The organism is Campylobacter sp. IFREMER_LSEM_CL1097, from assembly GCF_025772225.1.
GTDB classification, from domain to species: Bacteria; Campylobacterota; Campylobacteria; order Campylobacterales; family Campylobacteraceae; genus Campylobacter_D; species Campylobacter_D lari_D.
On sequence record NZ_JAKMRT010000002.1, the window covers coordinates 44,725 to 62,750 of the forward strand.

Consider the following 18,026-nt stretch of genomic DNA (forward strand, 5'->3'; position numbering starts at 1 on the left):
GATTTATCCTTATTTGATTTCATAAAGTATTTTAGCTAAATTTTTTGCACTTGCAAATTGCAAATATTCTTTTAAAAAATCTACTTTATCAAAAAATGCCTTATAATCGTATTTAAGATAAGCTTGATATAAATTTTCCACATTCACTTGCTCTTGTAAAAATTCAGGATTAAGCTCGCTTTTTCCTGCAAAATCCAAAAAGATATTTGCAAGGCCTATATGTTTGAGTTTTACAAAACATCTTGCGATAAATACATCAATAGCTTTAGCTTTATAAGCAAGCACAAAAGGCGTGCCAACCAAAGCTGCTTCAAGTGTAGCTGTGCCACTACAAATAAAAGCAAAATCAGCATTTTTTAGCACCTTTGGGGTGTTAGTTTGAATTTCAAAATTACTCATTTCTCCGTAAATTTCTAATCTTTTTAAATTAAACTCGGGTACGCAAAGGATTTTTTTACCTTTAAATTTAGTGCTTAACTCTCTAAAAATAGGCATCAAACGCTTTATTTCACTTTTTCTTGAGCCCGGTAAGAAAGCGATGATTTTTTCATCATCTTTTTTTGAAAATATAGAATTTATATCTTCTTGATTTTTAAACTCTTTTATCTCATCTAAAAGCGGATGTCCCACATAAGTGCTTTTACTAAAAAACTCACTATCAAAAGGTAAAATAGAAGCTAGCACATCAAAATGACTTTCTATGATAGGAATGCGTCCTTTTTTCCATGCCCAAACTTGAGGTAAAATATAATAAATTCTTTTTACTTTGGAATTTGCTTTTTTTAAAGCCTTTGCAAAAGGTAAGTTAAAGGCAGGAGAATCTATACATAAAATCGCATCAATTTTTTGAGCAAAACTTAAACTCACTAGCTCTTTTATGGCTCTTTTGGCTTTTAAAATGAGTGGCAAAACCTCTATAAAACCCATAGCACTAAACTCATGTGAGCTATAAAGTGGCTTCGAATTTAAACTAAATTCTTCACATAAATTCTCATCATAAATTCCCACTAAATCAAATTCTTTATACTCATTTTCATAAGCTTTTAAAACTTCTTTTAAATGTAAATTTGCTGAAGGCTCTAAGGCGCAAACTAAAAAGGTTTTCATTTGAAAATATCCTCTATTGTAGATTTAACAAAGTCTTTTAATTCGTCTGAAAAAGTATAATTTTTATTATAAAAAAACAAATTAACTTTTATACTTTTATCTTCATAACTTAAATTTTTATTTTCAAATATTGCTTTAAAGCCTTTTAATTTAAATCTAGGATTATCTTCTATTTTTAAGCCTTTTGGATCTATAAAATATATAAAAAAATCTCCACTTTGTTTATTTTTTAACCAAAATATAAAATCAGGATAAAATTTTCTTTCTTTTTGTTGTTCTTCATCAAAATAAGGGATATAAATTTCATCTTGATTTTCTACCAATTTAGAAAAATACCATTCATATTGTTCAAAAAAAGACAAATTTAAATTACTTTCTAAATCTTCTAAAAATTCTTTTTCACTTTTATTAGAAATGGCAAAATTAATCTTATTTTCTTTATCATTTTTATTGTAAATGATTAAAGGGCTATAATAATGCTTGCTAAGTTTTGCACTAATTATATAGTTTTGCACCTCCTTGCTTTTTTGACTTTCTTTTATACCTTGCATTAGCTCATCTAAATTTATTTTTTTATTTTCAAAGTCTGCTTTTAATTCATCTTCACTTTTTGCGTTTAAAACATCTTTTATAGTCTTATTAATTTTTTGAACGGTTTCAAAATCTAACTTTGCTTGTATATTTTTATAGTGCGTTATTTCTTCTTCTAGCTTTACAAATTTATCCAAAACTTTGGCATTAGAATTTAACACACTATTGATTGTTATTAATGTTGTTTTTTCATTAAACTCTACCCTATCTCCTGATAATTGTATTTTACTTTCTTTGCCATCGCTAAATTTATAAAATTCTTCTAATGTGGAATATTTAAAATTTTTATACAAACACTGCTCTAAAATCAAAACATCTTCATCATAAGAATTTATAAATTCTTTTAAGGATTTTGCTTCTTTTTCTGAAATTCTATAGATACTATTTAGTTTATTTTCATTTTTATATTTTGGCACAGGTAAATTAAACGACAATTTTGAATTAATATCTTTAAATCCTTTTAAATGTCTACTTTCCATAAATTCACATTCTATACCCTCTATGATAGCTTTTATGGCTTCATTATCACTTGCCATTACAAAAAGAGTTTCTAAACCGCATGCTAAATTTATACATCGCTCATCGATTTTAAACATCTCTTTTAAAGCATTTAATCTCTTTCTTATATTTAAAAAAGGTTCTATTCTGACACCTCTTCCTATAGTTTGCAAAACATATTTTTTAGCATTAATGCTTCCTATGTTGATAAAAGAAATTAAATTTACACGATTGCTATCCCAACCTTCTGAAAAAACCTTACTTCCTAACATTATATTGATAGAAGATTGTGAGCTATTGATGTTTTCAAAATGACTTTGTGATATATCACTTATGCTTTCTACCCCAAGCTCAAGTAAAAAATCTTTTTCCCATTCTTTTGCATTTGAAATATTTAAAAGCATGAAAGGTTTGTTTGAATTTTTACTCTTAAAAGCTAATTCTTTGTCATTCCCTTTAATGCTATAACATTCTAAATTTGCGTTTGCGTTTGCATAAAAAATATTTTCTCTAAGTTCATCATTATTTGCATTTTTTATATATTTTAAAAAATCATCGCTTAGGGTATTTATACCAAAATATAAATTTTGATTTTGAAGTTTTTCATAAAGCTCTAAAGCTATATTGCCTATATCTACTTTATTTTTTAATACATTATACACTGCCTTAAAATACGCTTTTATACCCGCATCTTGAGTATTTACTTTATCAGAAACTGCTATGATTAAAGGATTATGATATTTAAAGCCTGATCTTTTTAAAAACAATTCTTCTTTTGATTTTACAATCGCATTGAATATTATAAAACTTTCTAAAATCGTTTTAATTTTTGCTTCTTCGTTATTTTCACTTTTAAAATCTAAATTCTCATTTAAAACTGCTATATTTTTACCATATCCTTCTTGATTGAATTTTTGAAGATTATAATTATAAGCACAAGTTATAAAGTCTATTTCATCTTCAAAGGTAGCAGAAAAATTAAAAACAAATCCTTTTGGAAATTCACCTTCTTTGATAAAACCTCTAGCAAGCTCATGATAATAGTTTTTTCTTAGTGATGTTTTACTATCGCCTCTATGAGCTTCATCTAACAATATATACCAACCATCTTTATTAAGATAATTTTTATAGTTTAATCTTTTTGCTTTTTTATCTTTGCCTACATTTTCTTCACTCTCAAGTAAATCACTTCTTGCAAAATACACCACCGCTTCATTTAACAAACTAGCTTCTTTTTCTATGCTTTCAAAATCTTTTAAATCTTTTATTTTGATAAAATTGCTGTGATGATTGTTGTATTTAGCTATATTTGCTTTGAATTGATTTAAAATCTTATCATTTGGTGCTAAAAGCATGATAGGCTTTTTAGGTAATTGATTATTTTTAATGAATTCATGTATCAAAGCTATAAGTTTAATCATAACTATAGTTTTACCACTTCCCGTAGCCATCCAAAATGAAGCTCTTGCGATATGTTCTTTTTGTAATTTTAAATTCTCGCTTTCATCTTGATAAAATTCTAAAAGCTTTCTACGTTCTTGATTGTATTCATGTGAATTTAATTCATCTTTCATATAAAAAGAAAGTATAGCTAAAGCATTTTTAACACTTTCTTGCTGATAAAATTGTAAATTTATAGCTTGAGAAAAATTACTAAAATCATAACTTTCATCAAGCTTTTGCACTAGTGATTTATCATGGATAAATTTATTTAACAATAAATGTGTTCTTGTGTTTTGTTTTGCTTTAGCCATTATTTTCCTTTAAAGCTTTAATTGTTTTTATCATTTTCAGTATGTAAGAATTTTTTACATACTGAAAATTCTTGCAACCGCTTATCTTGCAAGTGATATAAAGGATGATGTTATTTTGCACTTTCATTCACCATGTTTACCAAAATCAAATCCAAAGAGTTTGTGTTTTTCACTAAGCTTAACACAAACATGCTCTTCCAAATTAAAATTATTTTCAATTGCATATTTATTTGCTTCGTTAAATTTTGTATCATGTATGGAACAAATATATTGATCTAAATTATCGTTTACATATTTTAAAGCTATAGCAATCTGCCTTTCATCTATAGAATCAAACAAAAGATTATCATGACCCACAAATCCAATCAATTTTGGATTCAACTTATAAATTAACATATCATAAATAAATACTTTCATATTGTTAACACCATTGCTTTTATCTGCATCTATCCTTGCATTAATATCATACAAACGCTCTGTTTTAAAACTATTATTAATTTTAATATCTAAATATCCTTTATTATTTGTATAAAAATTAGATGAAATTTCTCTAAATAAAAGTCCTAGTTTATTTATCTGAATATCAATTTCATTTTCAAAATTTAAAAGCTCTCTCTTAAAAATATCTATTTCCAACTTGATGTCCGCTTGCTTTTGTTTTAAATCAACTACCAACTTTTTAATTCTTTGAGTTTTTTCTAGTTGCTCTATAATTTTTTCCTTTTCTTTTAATAAAGATTGATATTCATTTAAAGCACCTTTGTTTTCCAATTCTTTATAAAGAATAGATCTTTCATCGTCCATTTTTTTAATATCTTCCGCTAAAATACTAATTTCAATTTGCAAAGCCTTTTTATCTCGTTCAGCTTTTGCTCTCCTATTATAAAAAAGCTCATCGTGAAATTTTTTAACAGCTTCAATATGCTCTATGGTTGATTTTTCAAAGAAAAACTGAACCTCTCTATAAACATTACTAATTCTATCAATATCAATATCAAACTGCTTATTTAAATCAATAATTTTTTGTTTATTTTTTAATTGCCTTTCTTTAAATAGTTTTTCGTTTCGCATTTGTTCAATGGTATAAGTAATGTCATTGAGTTTTTTCTCTAGATCATAATAATTTTCTGCAATCTTAAAATTTGACAAGTTGCTAGTTAACTCTTTAAGTCTCTCTTGTAACTCCAATTCATTTTCTTTATTATTCTCTTGTTCATATTCATTTAATTGCTGAATAATCTTATTATTTTCCTCTTGCTTTATCTTCAATTTGGATTTCTGATTTAAATAATCCAAATTTAACTTTAATAAAAAAGCATTTACATAATTATTTTGAAAAACTTTTTCTTTTTCTATTTGTTCTATAGGGTTTTTAAAAGATTGTATTCTGAAAAACCTTGAAAATATATTCCTAAAACTCAAAATAGAATCACTACTTGGTATTATATTTTGCAAATTTAATTTATAAAGTATTTCTGTATACTCTTTCAGGCTAATTTCTTTTTCATCAAAAAAAATCTTATCATAACTTCTTTCTACAAAATGTATTTTTTCATTTTGCGAAAACGATAAATTTAAAACTATATCTTTTTGCTGTAAAATATTTTTTATTTCGTCAACATTTTTATCTTTACCAAATAAAAAATCTATACATCGCAATGAAAGACTTTTCCCGACACCATTGCTTGTTTCTTTATTATTTTTTGTTTTCTCTCCAACTATAATATTCAAACCATCTTTAAAGTCAATAGGTTGAAATGTACTACAATTGCTACTAAGTCTTAAAAGTTTCATATAATAATCTCCAAAATATCTTCTTTGATTATTCTTAATTTTTTAATCATATATAAAAAATCTATTGCATACATAAAGGTTTCAAAACTAATTTTTTTAGGATAAATACGACTAAACTCACTATATAAATCATCTATAGCTTTTTTTTCTTGCAAAAGAATTTCTAAAATATATCCCCCAATTACAAATAAAGAATCTTCTATTTTAGTTAATTTATTTCCCATTACATTCATATTTATCTCCTATGTCACAAATATCAAAGAAATAAGCAATTACAATCCATAAAGCCAACCTAGAATTTTGATCAATTTTACAATTATTATCGCAAAAATAGTCGATAGTTTTTTTCAAAGATTCTTCTGCATCATATTTCTCTCTAAAAAACATAAATTTTTCCTTTATAATTCTTCCAGTTTCTTCAAAATTATCGATTTTATTTTTATATTCTTCGATAATTTCATGTGATTTTCCTATACAAGTACCAAATAATTTTATAAAATCAGCATTTTTTATATTAATTTTTATTTTTTCTTGCACATTTGTATTAAATTTTTCCAATGCAAAATTCATATACGCATCATTAGCATCAAATTTCCGTAACTTAGTATTTTGTACTATAAAATCAACTGCTTTAAACAATGCATCTAAATTATTAAAATTAACAACATCATACTCATAATACAAAAGATTATAAACCTTATGCTTATCAGTATTAGAGATGTTCAAAACTTGATTCAAAAGCATTTTTGTATCTATTAGTTTTATTTCTATTTGCTGATTTTGTGCATTTAACTTATCAATAGCTTGCGATATTTCTGGAAAAATACCTTTAAAATCATCATTGACAACAAAATGCCATTCTTTAAAATTCCAATTAGAATTTTTAGCTCTTTCAAAATTAGTTTGGATTTTTGCAATCGTAGTTTTGGCATTAATATTTTCTGGTGCATAGCATTGTAAAACCAACTCACCAGGAACATATCCATCATTGCCACCATCTCCTTTTTGCCCCTGCGGTTTAATATCTTGAATATATGGATATCTCATTCTATAAATTTCAATAACAAATTTTTCAAATTCGGTAGTTTTTTATAATGTACTGCTAATTTAAATCTATTTTCTATATCTAAATTAGTCATATTGCTACTTCTCCCACCAAATTAGATTTTTTAGTTTTGGATATTTAATTAAGTCTATATTTTCTAAATTTACAATCTCATCGTTTTCAAATTTACAAGATTTTATGCCATTTTCATCTATAAAAATATTTTTGATTTGAAGTCCTAAAAGATTTGACATCGTTAAAAATATATCAAATTCTTTATCATAAGCTTTCATATCAAGGCATATATTCTCGCCTTTTTTAAGTGCTTTTATAAGTTTGCGTGATTTTCTATAATCTATAAGTGAGTTTTTATCAAGCTCATACTCACAATTTTCTAAACTTTCTTCATAGCTTTCAAGTTCATAGTATCTAAAAGCACCACCACCTTTAAATTCTACTTCTTTGCTTATACCACAAACAAAACCATTTAAAATTTTTTTCATTCTTGGGATAATGACTTTGTAAAAATGCTCTCCCATTTCCACTCCAAGCCATTTGCGTTTTAGTTTATGTGCAGTAGCTATTGTAGTGCCACTCCCTAAATGATAATCAAAAACTATGGAATTTTCATTACTACTTGCTTTTATTATTCTTTGAAGTAAAGCTTCAGGTTTTTGAGTTTGAAAATCAAGTCTTTGAGTATCAGTTGAAGCTAAAATAGGAATATCAAATACATCATTTGCTTTCTTACCCTCACTATTAAAATATGTTTTACCGTAATAAACCTCACCACTAGTTTTTACTCTTTTAATTAAAGCAAATTTGCCGTTTTCATCTTCTTTATTATATCTTGACATATCACTATCTTTATAAATATCTCTTGGCTGATTCCAAATCTTTAATATATTTGAATAAAAAAATATTATATCGTGTGAAATTTGATACTTATTTTTAGATTCCGTTCCTCTAAAACCTTTATCCCACACAATTTCATTTACAAAATTCTCTTCCCCAAAAACTTCATTTAAAAGTTCTCTACCACGATAATTTGCATTGTAATCCAAATGTAAATAAAAACTTCCTTTATCGCTTAAAAATTCTTTTGCCAATTCCAAGCGATTATGCATCAAAGAAAGCCAAGTGCTATCTTGAAATTTATCTTTGTAATCAAAGTCACTTCCTGTGTTAAATGGTGGATCTATGTAAATTAAATCTATTTTGCCTTGGTATTTTGGCATTAGAGAATTAAGTGCTTGAAAATTATCTGCTTTTACAAGCTCTCCGTTTAAAATTTCATCTAAATTTTCAAAACTTTGCAAAAGTTTATAATAATTTTCCTCGCTTAAATACTTTGTATCGAGCGGTAAGAATTTGTATTTTTCATCGTTTATAAACTTTATATCAAACTCATCATTTATGAAATTTAATTCTTTCCATTCTGCGATTTGCTCATTAAAATTTACATCTTTATATATGGAGTTTAAAATTTCATCAGCGTTGTTTGAGTGTGATTTAATAGTATCTAAGCTAAATACATAGTGAGCATTTTTAGCAAATTTTGGCTTTAACCATATAGCTTTTAACTCGTTTTCAAAGTCAGCTATCAAGTCGATAATAGCAAAAGCAATTTGTTTTAAAGTGTTGATCTCATCTATCTTTTCTTTAGTCCAATCAGTAATGCTATCATTCACATAAGAAAACAACCACAAATCAAATTGTTCTTTTAGAAATTCTTTCGCATTTTTATGGATAAAAAAATCTACTTCATTTTGTTTTTTATAAGTTTTAAAAAGCTTTTTTAGCTCTTCTTCTTTTATGTTTATTTGTGCATTTTTTAAAGTCTTTAAAAAAACATCGCTAAATTCACTTGAGTTTTGTTTAAATACATTTGCGCCATCATTATTTTTAGAATTTATCACTTTTATATTTATATTATCATCTTGTATATTTTGCAAATAAAAATTGATTTTACTTTTATTATTATCAGCATTTTGCTCATACTCATCGGTAAGAAAATTTAAAGTATATTTTTTATCTTCACTTTGCAAGCTTAAAGGATTGTAAATAGTATCTGATTTTACATAGTATAAATTTTGTGTTTTATAAAAAAGACTTGTGTCTTTTGAGTTTGAATATACCCTTGCATAGATATTTTTATACATAGGTGTATCGTAAAAAAACGGCGTTCCTGTTTCGTTTAAATAAGTGCTAAAAAAATTATAAAGTTTATTATAAGTATCTGTATAAAGATTTTGTGTGTCTAAATAGTCTTTGATTTTTTGAAAATATTTTTCTTTTATAACGAGTAAATTTGTAAAACCATTTTTAGCTTGATTTTGCGAGTTTTTGATTTTCGCACCTAAATAACAATCTTCTAATTTTGAATAAAATGCTTTTTTATAATCCATACTTTACCTTTAAATTTGTAAGTTAAAATAATATCTTTTTTTGACTTAAAAAAATGAATAGATATTGCGTAGAAAAGTAAAATTTACTTGCTAAAATAGCAAGTAAATTTAATAAATCGGAGTTGCTTCAACAATAGCAGGAGCAAAGAAAAATAACTCTTTTAACTCTATCGGCACAGAAGGATTTACAGTGCAATCATCTAAGCCAAAACGATTTTCTATAGGTACGCGCGCTTCATAAAAGGTACTCATGCATTTTACCCCGCCATGAGTTAAAGATCTAATTTGTACAGCTGAACTTGTAGTAGGCATGATAGAAAAAACCGTTTGCATTTGCCCATCTTGTAAATCTTGCTTGCAAGATTTCACTCCAAAAGATTTTTCACTTAAGACAGCTAAACACACATCAGCACCTCTAGGGTTTATAAACTGCACATAGCCAAAAGGGCGTTGCACGGCATATCTATCTTTTTGTTTTAACGCATCGCTAAGAATTATCTCTTTTAAAAACCAATTTTGCTCTTCTAGTTTTTCAGAGCTATATCTAAAAGGACTAAGTGAAATTCCTGTTTCTAAAGATCTTATCGCGAACATAGGTGTAAAATCTTCTAAATCATCAAATAAAACTTCAGCTTTTAAAAAACTTAAAATAAAGCAAAATAAAATACAAATTTTTCTCATCATCTTCTCCTAAGGTCTTCTAAAATTTACAGGAAAATGATCCGAAGCTAAAAAAGTCCTAAGTCCTGCTACAGCTAAGATTGCAAGAATTCTAGGCGGACTATATAAAGATGTAGTGCTTGAATTTCCCGTAATCGCATAATCAATTGTATTGCCACCTGTTTGTGTAAAAGAAGGAGGTGCGACTATATTAATGCGAGATCTTAAATCCGGATCAATTAAATTTACAATAGTCCCAGGAGGTCTGTTGAAATCCCCTAAAATCATCCAATTAACCTGTGGCATATTCCTAAAGTGCATATCCACAGCACTTATAATAGCCCCTGCATCATTACCACCTCTTGATAAAGCGTGTATGCTAAAAAACGCATCATTTCCTATACGAATTCCTATAATAGGCCTTGAAGCAACGGTTGGAGGTGGTAAAACTATTACCTCATCAGCTTGCATTCTACTCACAATAGCCATATTTACACGATTTGCCCCAACATCAACTCTTGAGTAGTATATATAAACTGAATTTGGACGACTTGATGAGCCCAAATTCCACTCATACTCATGAATAGGAATGCCAACTCCCACGGGTTGAACTTGTCTTGGCGTCATTATAGCAGTGCTTGGTAAAACTCCTGCTTCTTGAACAGCCAAAATATCCATAGGATTAGCACCGGTTACAAGCTGTCTTATACTAATATTCCACTTACTTTCAGTAGAAGCTGATGCACCTTGTAAATTCCAAGTACCACTATTATAATTTTCCAAAGCAGCAAATAATAAATTAAAACTAAAAATCAAAAATACTATCTTTTTCATCATCACTCTCCCGTATAAGCATAAGGCGATCTTGTTTGAAAAGCAGGCGCACTAATGCTCCATTGTCTATCTAAATTTTTTTCTTTTGATTTCAAACAAGGTGTCAAATAAATACTATAATAGTCAAAATAAAATTCCTCCATTACATTTCCAACTGTCGTTTGTATACATTGTTGTGTTGCAAAATTTTGAATTTGATAAGCACCATTGCTCATAGGATATAATCTCCAAAATTGTGCAAAATTTGTCTGATCGCAAGGATAATGTACTATACCATTACCATAAGCATTTAAGCAAGTTAAAGTTTTTGCATTTTTAATCATCACAGTATTATTTGGAAATTCAATGAGTTGCCACACTCTTGCATCACCAAAAGATTTACTATCAAATAAATTATACCCCCATATCCAATTGCCTGGATTTAAAGCCCAAACCGTTAATGCAGCTCCATTTGGGTTCATAATAGTTACAAAATCGCTTACAAATCCTATATTTTCATACAAAGCATTTGAAGTAAATCCATTGCTTGATGTAAGCCTTGGTAATGGTCCTTTTACAGCATTATCTCCTTTAAAAGTATTGACTTTCATAAGAGGTGGCTCAAGCGGTATAGCTGGGATTTTCTTACCTTCCACTAAAGTTGGTGTTTTTTGTTTAGCCGGTGGAGTTGGATTTTTACCTATTTTCAAAGGATCTCCATCGCTAAATTCTCCAAAAGAACGCCCTAAAGGATTGATTTCTTTAGAAGAACATCCAACAAAAAAAGTTATAAATACGCTCAATATCATCATAAATCTAAGTTTTTGCATATTCTCTCCTTAAAAAATATAAATTTAAATATATTATCATAATTTTAAATAAATTTTGATAGAAAATATCATTTAATAAAATCTTCTTAGATTGATCAAATATTTTAAAAATGAATTGTTATAATTTTATTAATTTTAATCTAAAAAGGAAAAATTATGGATATTGTACAAAGATTTATAAATTACACTAAGATTAATACCACTACAAGTAGAGAAAATGGCGCCAAAGGCATTATGCCATCAAGTCCTAATCAAATGGAGCTTGCAAAATTACTTGAAAAAGAATTACAAGAACTAGGTTTAAAAGATATCAAAAGAAGAGAAAACACCATCACCACAGCTCTTTTACCAGCAAACACTCCAAATGCTCCTAAAATAGCCTTTTTTGCGCATTTAGATACAAGTATGGAACAAACTAATGACACCAAAGCACAAATCACTAAGTATCAAGGTGGGGATATATGCTTAAATAAAAACTTAGATCTTTATTTGAAAGAAAGTGAATTTAAAGAGCTTAAAAACTACATAGGAGATGATATTATCCACACTGATGGCACAAGCTTGCTTGGAGCTGATGATAAAGCAGCTATTGCAGCTATTATGGATATGCTTGAATTTTTTGTTAAAAATCCTGATATTAAGCATGGTGATATTTATGCTTGCTTTTTACCTGATGAAGAACAAGGTTTAAGAGGGGCAAAAGCTTTTGATATAAAAGAAATTAATGCTGACTTTGGATATTGTTTAGATTGTTGTGAGATAGGAGAGTTTATTTATGAAAATTGGAATGCAGGAGATTGTGAAGTAGAATTTATAGGAAAATCTGCTCATCCTATGAGTGCTAAAGGAAAATTAGTTAATTCTTTACTTTTAGCACATAAATTTATCTCTATGCTTCCAAATGGAGAAGCACCTGAATACACAGAAAATAAAGAAGGATATTTTTGGGTTAAAGAACTCAAGGGAAATAGCGCTAAAACTATTTTAAAAATAGATATTAGAGAATTTGATGATGAAAAATACAAACAAAGAATGCAATTTTTACAAGATTTAAACGATAGTTTTAAAAAGCTATATGGAGAAGAAAGAATTAACATTAAGCTTAACGATCGTTATAAAAATGTCTTTAATAGTCTAAAAACAACCAAATCTTTGCCTATTAAACTTGCTTTACAAGCTTATGAAAATTTAAATATCAAAACTAAAATCATTCCTATGCGTGGAGGATACGATGGAGCGGTGCTTTCGGAAAAAGGCCTGCCTTGTCCAAATATCTTTACTGGAGCACATAATTTTCACTCTATTTATGAGTATTTACCTGTTAAATCTTTAAAAGCGGCAAGCAAAGTTATACAAGAAATCATCATCCTAGCCGCAAAATAAATTTAAGCCTTTTAAGGCTTAAATTTATAATAACACAAAAGCAATTACAACCACCGAAACAACACAACCTAAAGCAGTTCTTTTAACAATTTCTAAAGGACTAACCCCGGCTATAGCTGAAACGATAATACAAGCTCCTAAAATAGGCGAAAGGTATCTTCCAAGCACTGCTGACATTGCCACTGCAGTACCAAGTTTAACTTGATCAAAACCAAGATCTTGAGCATGAATAGTTACAGCCTTGTTAAATGCCATAGCAGCAGCATCACCGCTACCTGTAATCATAGCCATTAAAAATGGTATAAAAGTTCCACCAAAACGCACATAATGCTGTTCATTTTTAAGCCATTCTATGATAATATCAATTACACCGCATGCTTTTAAACCCGCAACAAAAACACTAGCAGCTATGATAATCCCTATAATCTCTGCATAAGATTTTCCCATGCCATTGAAAAACTCTTTAAAAATATTATCAGGCTTACTCACAGTTACCACCAAAGCTATAATCGCCCCTAAAAGCATGGCTTCAGCAACTCCAACTTGTTTTGTCCATGTTAAAAACTCATAATCATTTAAAGGACTTGCGCCTATGATTAGTACAATCAAAGGCACTAAAGGCATAAGCGCATAAAATACATTTACTTTTTCAATATTATCTTCAGTCTTGTTTTGATTAGCCACTTCAAAAACTTGCCCTTTTTGATAATCTTTAAAAATCACTGCCATAATCATCAAAGAAATCATCACTATCACTCCTGCTGTTAATGCATTTGGAGTTTGAGTTAAAACAATTTCTTGTATATTTTTCCCTGAAATTTCAGAAATCAAAGCCGTATGAGAAACACCTGGACTTAAAATTCCTCCTATAGTTCCACAAAGCACTGTTGCTGCTGCCATGGCAGGTTTTATACCCGAAGCCATTAAAAGCGGTATTAAAGTCGCACCAACTGCAGCTGAACATCCTGCCGCTGAAGGTATAGCTATAGCGATAAAAAAAGTCACCATAAAAGCAAGCGGGATTAAGAAAAACCCTACATTTTTCAAAGGTGTTGTAAGTAATTTAACCAAATGTTTATCGCATTTAGTCACTTTCATCACAAAAGCAAAGCCCATGCTTGCACAAATTGCCTTAATCAAAGCAGGTTGCACCATAGCATGTGTAAAAGCACTCAAAGCTTCAATGGGCTTAAGTGAAATCAAACATAAAATAAAACCAACACTAATTAAAGCTGTTTTTGTTTCTACTTTTTTAATAAGCAAATAAACCACAGCCACAATACCAAAAATCGCAGCTAAAAGATAAAAAGTTTGCATTTTTCTCCTTTAGATTTTAGTTATTTGATTGACTTTTAAATATTCTACATTAAATGGATAGCTTAGTTTTAACACATCATGATGACCTATGATTTTTAAGCTATCATCTTGCACTTTTAGTGCAGAACCCTCCGGTATAGCATAAACAATGTCTTTTGGATTAGTTAATAAAAACTCTTCCAAACGCTCCTCTCTACTTTCTCCGTTGTGTCCAGGAATTTTCCCGCCAATAAAATGTGGGTTGATTTGATAAGGAAAAACCCCTAAACTATCAAAACTTTTTGGCATAACAATAGGCATATCATTAGTTGTTTTTATGCTAAGACCTGCTATGTTTGAGCCTGCACTCCAACCTATATAACAAGCCCCTTTTTCAATACGCTCTTTTAACACTTCAAGCAAATCATTTTCATATAATTTATGCAAAAGCATAAAACTATTGCCACCACCTACTAAAAAAACCCTTGCATTTAAAATCGCTTCTTTTAAATTTTCAAAATGGTGTAAAGATTTGATATTATCTTTTTTCAAGCCTTCTTTTACTCTAGCTTCATAAGCATCATAAGTCCTTCTAACACCCGCATAAGGTATAAAAAGATTTTCTTCATCTTTCATGGAATTTTCTTTTAAAAAATCATCTATAAATTCTCTAGTATGACTTAAATAAGCACTATCTTTATAGCCAGAAGCACTAAAAAGTAAAAGTTTTGACATCATTCTTTCCTTTAAAAAATTAATCAAAACTGTAATTTTAATATTTAAAAAATGAAAAAACAATTTAGTAATAAAAAAATATTGTATTACTTGTGTTAGAATTTAAAAAAAAGGAAAAAACATGAAAGAAATTTTAATAACAAACGATGATGGCTATGAAAGTGAGGGTTTAAAAAAGCTTATAAAAATGCTAAGAAAGCATTTTAAAGCTAAAATTACCATAGTAGCTCCTGCTAGTGAAAAATCAGCATGCTCACACTCTATAACACTAACTAAGCCTTTAAGATTTCATAAGGTTGGTAAAAGATTTTACAAGCTTGATGATGGCACGCCTGCAGATTGTATTTATCTAGCTTTACATGCTTTATATAAAAAGCGTTTGCCTGATCTTGTCATAAGTGGAATTAACAAAGGTGCTAATGTAGGCGAGGATATAACCTACTCAGGAACTTGCGCAGGTGCTATGGAAGCAGTACTTCATGGAATTCCCGCCATTGCTTTATCGCAATTTTACAAAGATAATCAAAAAGAGCTTGATTATAAACTTGCTTTAAAACTTACTAAAAAAATAGTCAAAAATATCTTTGAAAAAGGCTTTCCTTTAGATAAAAAAGAATTTTTAAATATCAACTTTCCTTCTAGCAAAACAGCCTTTCAAGGCTTAAAAATTTGCAAAGCAGGTAAAAGAATTTATAGCTATAAAGCACACTCAAATACAAATCCAAGAGGTGTAGAATACTACTGGCTAGCTGCTGCTAATCTTGATCATGAAAATGAAAAAGATTCAGACATAGCACTTTTAAAACAAGGCTACGCCACAATAACCCCTATAATGCTTGATCTAACAGCTTATAAACAAATGAAAAATCTCAAAAAATGGATGAAAAATGGATAGATACACGCGTATAAAATGGCTTATTAATGAAGAAAATTTTATCAAAATTCAAAACACTAAAGTTTTAGTTTGTGGGCTTGGTGGAGTTGGTGGAATTTGTGTTGATGCACTTTTTAGAAGTGGCTTTAGTAATCTAACTTTAATTGATGCGGATAAATTTGAAACTACTAATCAAAACCGCCAGCTTCATAGTGAAAATATAGGCGAAGAAAAAGCTAAGGTTTTTGAGCGTATTTACAATGCTAAAGGTATAGTCAGTAAAATCGATGATGAGTTTTTGAAAAGTTTTAATTTGAGTGAATTTGATCTTATCATCGATGCGATTGATGATATACCTGCTAAGGTTGCTTTGGCTAATTTACTTGATTTGAAAAAGCAAATTTTTATCTCATCAACCGGTGGAGCTAGAAAGCTTGATCCAACGCGTATTAAAACGACAAGCATATTTAAAACACATGGCGATGCTTTAGCTAAAAAATTCCGCTATGAGCTTAGAAAATCGGGCTTTAAAGGGGATTTTGATGTGGTATTTTCAGATGAAGAAGCCCATTGTAAAGATCTTGGCTCATTTATGGGTGTAACAGCTTCTTTTGGACTTGCTCTAGCTTCTTTGGCTTTAAGGAAAGTGCTTGATAAGAAAGCTTGATATAAAAGACTTAGCTCCTTGTATCAAGCTTTTTAAGCAAAGCGTATCCATTCTTTGTAAAAATGATTATACAAAAGAACAAATTCGTGCTTGGATTAATATAAACCAAAAAGCTTGGGAAGAAAAATTTCAAAATCAACTAGGTTTTATTTATGAAGAAAAAGGCCAAATTGTATCTTTTATAAGTATAAATTTAGAAGAAAAAACACTCGATCTTTGCTTTACTCATGCAAACTATGCTCATCAAGGTTATGGTAAAGCTTTATTAGAATTTGCTCTTAAAAACTACCCTTATAGTGAAATTTATACTTTTGCTAGCCTTAGTGCTAAAAATTTCTTTTTAAAAGCAGGATTTAAAATCATCAAAGAAAACATTGCTATAAGAGATCAACAAGAATTAAAAAATTTTTTCATGAAAAAGAAAATAAAACGATTTTAAAAAAGCAAACAAAATGCATTTTATCTGCTTCTACTTTAAAATTTTTAATGTCTTAATTACACTCAATAAAGGTATTATAAAAGATAATAATAAATTTTTCACTACAAAGATAAAAATTATAAATATCATCAAGCTAAGTAAAAACACAAACTGGAATTTAAAACAATATAGACAAATTGTAGGTTTTATAAAAAGTAACAAAATTTACGCTTTTGTCTTAAATATATAAATGTAAATGATTAAAAAAGCTTTACCTAAGAGAAGAAGTAGTAAAACTATATCTAGATCAATTATAAACAAGGATTTTATATGTTAGCTTTAAGCACTCATCTTTTTTTGGCTATTTCTTTGATATTACTTTCATTTGATAAAGTCAAAATTTCGTATATTTTTTTACTCTTTTCAGTCTTGTTGGGATATGTATTTAAAATTATAGATATAACTTTTATAGTGATTAATGTATTAGTTTTTATAACGGCTATATTGTATCAGTATAAAAAAATTTTCATATTAGAAATAGCATTATTTATCTATGCTTTAGCTTTATTTCTTCATTTTATCCCTGGTGTAAATAACATCAAAGTTTTAGATCAAGTTTATGCAAGCACAAATAGCGCACCTTTTAATCTTTACTTTAGTATTGACAAGCCACTAGGGGTTTTTATACTTTTTATACTTTTTCCTATTTTATTTAAAAACACAAACTACACCAAAGCTTCAGTGCTAAAATGGAGCTTATTGCTTTTATCTCCTATTCTTTTGCTGTGCGTGCCTTGGTATTTGGGTGTTATCAAACTAGAAATAAGCATACCATCATGGATTTTATATTTTTTATTTTCAAATCTTTTGTTAGTTGCTTTAGTAGAAGAAGCTTTTTTTAGAGGTTATCTCCAACAAAGACTTACACAATTTATTCACCCCAATCTTGCTTTATTAATCGCAAGCATAGCTTTTGGATTAGTGCATTATAAAAGCGGTGTTTTGATGATTGTATTTGCTAGTGTTGCAGGCGTGATTTATGGCTTAGCTTATAAACACTCAAAAAGCTTATGGATGAGCGTATTGTTTCACTATGGATTAAATTTAATCCATTTGATATTTTTTACCTATCCATTTTACTTAAAACATTAGC

16 protein-coding genes and 1 pseudogene are annotated in these 18,026 nt (G+C 28.6%); 6 read left to right on the forward strand and 11 right to left on the reverse strand.

Annotated elements, in window-relative coordinates; all coding sequences use genetic code 11:
- Positions 1–9: 9 nt before the first annotated feature.
- The 9 genes from lpxB to L8W64_RS01070 form a co-directional block, all read right to left on the reverse strand.
- Positions 10–1,107 carry a lipid-A-disaccharide synthase gene (gene lpxB, locus L8W64_RS01030; RefSeq protein WP_263672661.1) on the reverse strand — a complete coding sequence of 366 codons (1,098 nt, stop codon included), beginning with the start codon at positions 1,105–1,107 and terminating at the stop codon, positions 10–12.
- On the reverse strand, positions 1,104–3,950 hold the full coding sequence (locus L8W64_RS01035) for a DEAD/DEAH box helicase family protein (protein WP_263672662.1): 2,847 nt from the start codon (positions 3,948–3,950) through the stop codon (positions 1,104–1,106). Before L8W64_RS01035 ends, lpxB begins: the two co-directional genes overlap by 4 nt.
- Before the next feature lie 123 nt (positions 3,951–4,073).
- The gene (locus tag L8W64_RS01040; protein ID WP_052797874.1) at positions 4,074–5,744 is read right to left on the reverse strand and encodes a DUF2326 domain-containing protein; all 1,671 of its coding nucleotides are present in this window, start codon (positions 5,742–5,744) and stop codon (positions 4,074–4,076) included.
- Entirely contained in the window at positions 5,741–5,977 is a 237-nt protein-coding gene (locus L8W64_RS01045; protein ID WP_052797873.1) for an ABC-three component system middle component 6, read from the reverse strand. The genes L8W64_RS01040 and L8W64_RS01045 overlap by 4 nt, the downstream gene beginning before the upstream one ends.
- Complete coding sequence (locus L8W64_RS01050; RefSeq protein ID WP_263672663.1) at positions 5,958–6,791, reverse strand: hypothetical protein; 834 nt, start codon at positions 6,789–6,791, stop codon at positions 5,958–5,960. The genes L8W64_RS01045 and L8W64_RS01050 overlap by 20 nt, the downstream gene beginning before the upstream one ends.
- Before the next feature lie 96 nt (positions 6,792–6,887).
- Positions 6,888–9,197, reverse strand: a complete 2,310-nt coding sequence (locus L8W64_RS01055; protein WP_263672665.1) for a site-specific DNA-methyltransferase — start codon at positions 9,195–9,197, stop codon at positions 6,888–6,890.
- A 108-nt stretch (positions 9,198–9,305) separates the two neighbouring features.
- Positions 9,306–9,878: a cytolethal distending toxin subunit A gene (locus L8W64_RS01060; protein ID WP_133319530.1), complete on the reverse strand. Its 573-nt coding sequence runs from the start codon at positions 9,876–9,878 to the stop codon at positions 9,306–9,308.
- A gap of 9 nt (positions 9,879–9,887) precedes the next feature.
- Positions 9,888–10,691 (reverse strand): cytolethal distending toxin subunit B family protein, encoded by an 804-nt coding sequence (locus L8W64_RS01065; protein ID WP_263672666.1) that lies wholly within the window; start codon positions 10,689–10,691, stop codon positions 9,888–9,890.
- Between the two features lie 2 nt (positions 10,692–10,693).
- Positions 10,694–11,500, reverse strand: coding sequence for a cytolethal distending toxin subunit A/C (locus L8W64_RS01070; protein WP_133319529.1), 807 nt, complete (start codon positions 11,498–11,500; stop codon positions 10,694–10,696).
- Between the two features lie 156 nt (positions 11,501–11,656).
- On the opposite strand from L8W64_RS01070, the gene pepT reads away from it, so the two are divergent.
- Positions 11,657–12,883, forward strand: a complete 1,227-nt coding sequence (gene pepT / locus L8W64_RS01075; RefSeq protein ID WP_133319528.1) for a peptidase T — start codon at positions 11,657–11,659, stop codon at positions 12,881–12,883.
- Positions 12,884–12,907: 24 nt separating this feature from the next.
- Here pepT and dcuC read toward each other — a convergent pair whose 3' ends face one another.
- Together dcuC and pepE are read right to left on the reverse strand one after the other, a co-directional pair.
- Positions 12,908–14,200, reverse strand: coding sequence for a C4-dicarboxylate transporter DcuC (gene dcuC / locus L8W64_RS01080; protein WP_263672667.1), 1,293 nt, complete (start codon positions 14,198–14,200; stop codon positions 12,908–12,910).
- A 9-nt stretch (positions 14,201–14,209) separates the two neighbouring features.
- Entirely contained in the window at positions 14,210–14,914 is a 705-nt protein-coding gene (gene pepE, locus L8W64_RS01085; protein ID WP_263672668.1) for a dipeptidase PepE, read from the reverse strand.
- Between the two features lie 121 nt (positions 14,915–15,035).
- Here pepE and surE point away from each other — a divergent pair, with 121 nt between their 5' ends.
- The 5 genes and pseudogenes from surE (at position 15,036) to L8W64_RS01110 (ending at position 18,025) form a co-directional block, all read left to right on the forward strand.
- Positions 15,036–15,809 carry a 5'/3'-nucleotidase SurE gene (gene surE / locus L8W64_RS01090; protein ID WP_133319525.1) on the forward strand — a complete coding sequence of 258 codons (774 nt, stop codon included), beginning with the start codon at positions 15,036–15,038 and terminating at the stop codon, positions 15,807–15,809.
- Complete coding sequence (locus tag L8W64_RS01095) at positions 15,802–16,455, forward strand: ThiF family adenylyltransferase (RefSeq protein WP_220566570.1); 654 nt, start codon at positions 15,802–15,804, stop codon at positions 16,453–16,455. The genes surE and L8W64_RS01095 overlap by 8 nt, the downstream gene beginning before the upstream one ends.
- Positions 16,439–16,894: a GNAT family N-acetyltransferase gene (locus L8W64_RS01100; protein ID WP_263661491.1), complete on the forward strand. Its 456-nt coding sequence runs from the start codon at positions 16,439–16,441 to the stop codon at positions 16,892–16,894. The genes L8W64_RS01095 and L8W64_RS01100 overlap by 17 nt, the downstream gene beginning before the upstream one ends.
- Positions 16,884–17,190, forward strand: a pseudogene (locus tag L8W64_RS01105) (hypothetical protein); the annotation flags it as partial. The gene L8W64_RS01100 and the pseudogene L8W64_RS01105, both read left to right, overlap by 11 nt.
- Positions 17,191–17,203: 13 nt before the next feature.
- Positions 17,204–18,025: a CPBP family intramembrane glutamic endopeptidase gene (locus L8W64_RS01110; protein ID WP_263661492.1), complete on the forward strand. Its 822-nt coding sequence runs from the start codon at positions 17,204–17,206 to the stop codon at positions 18,023–18,025.
- Position 18,026: the final 1 nt, after the last annotated feature.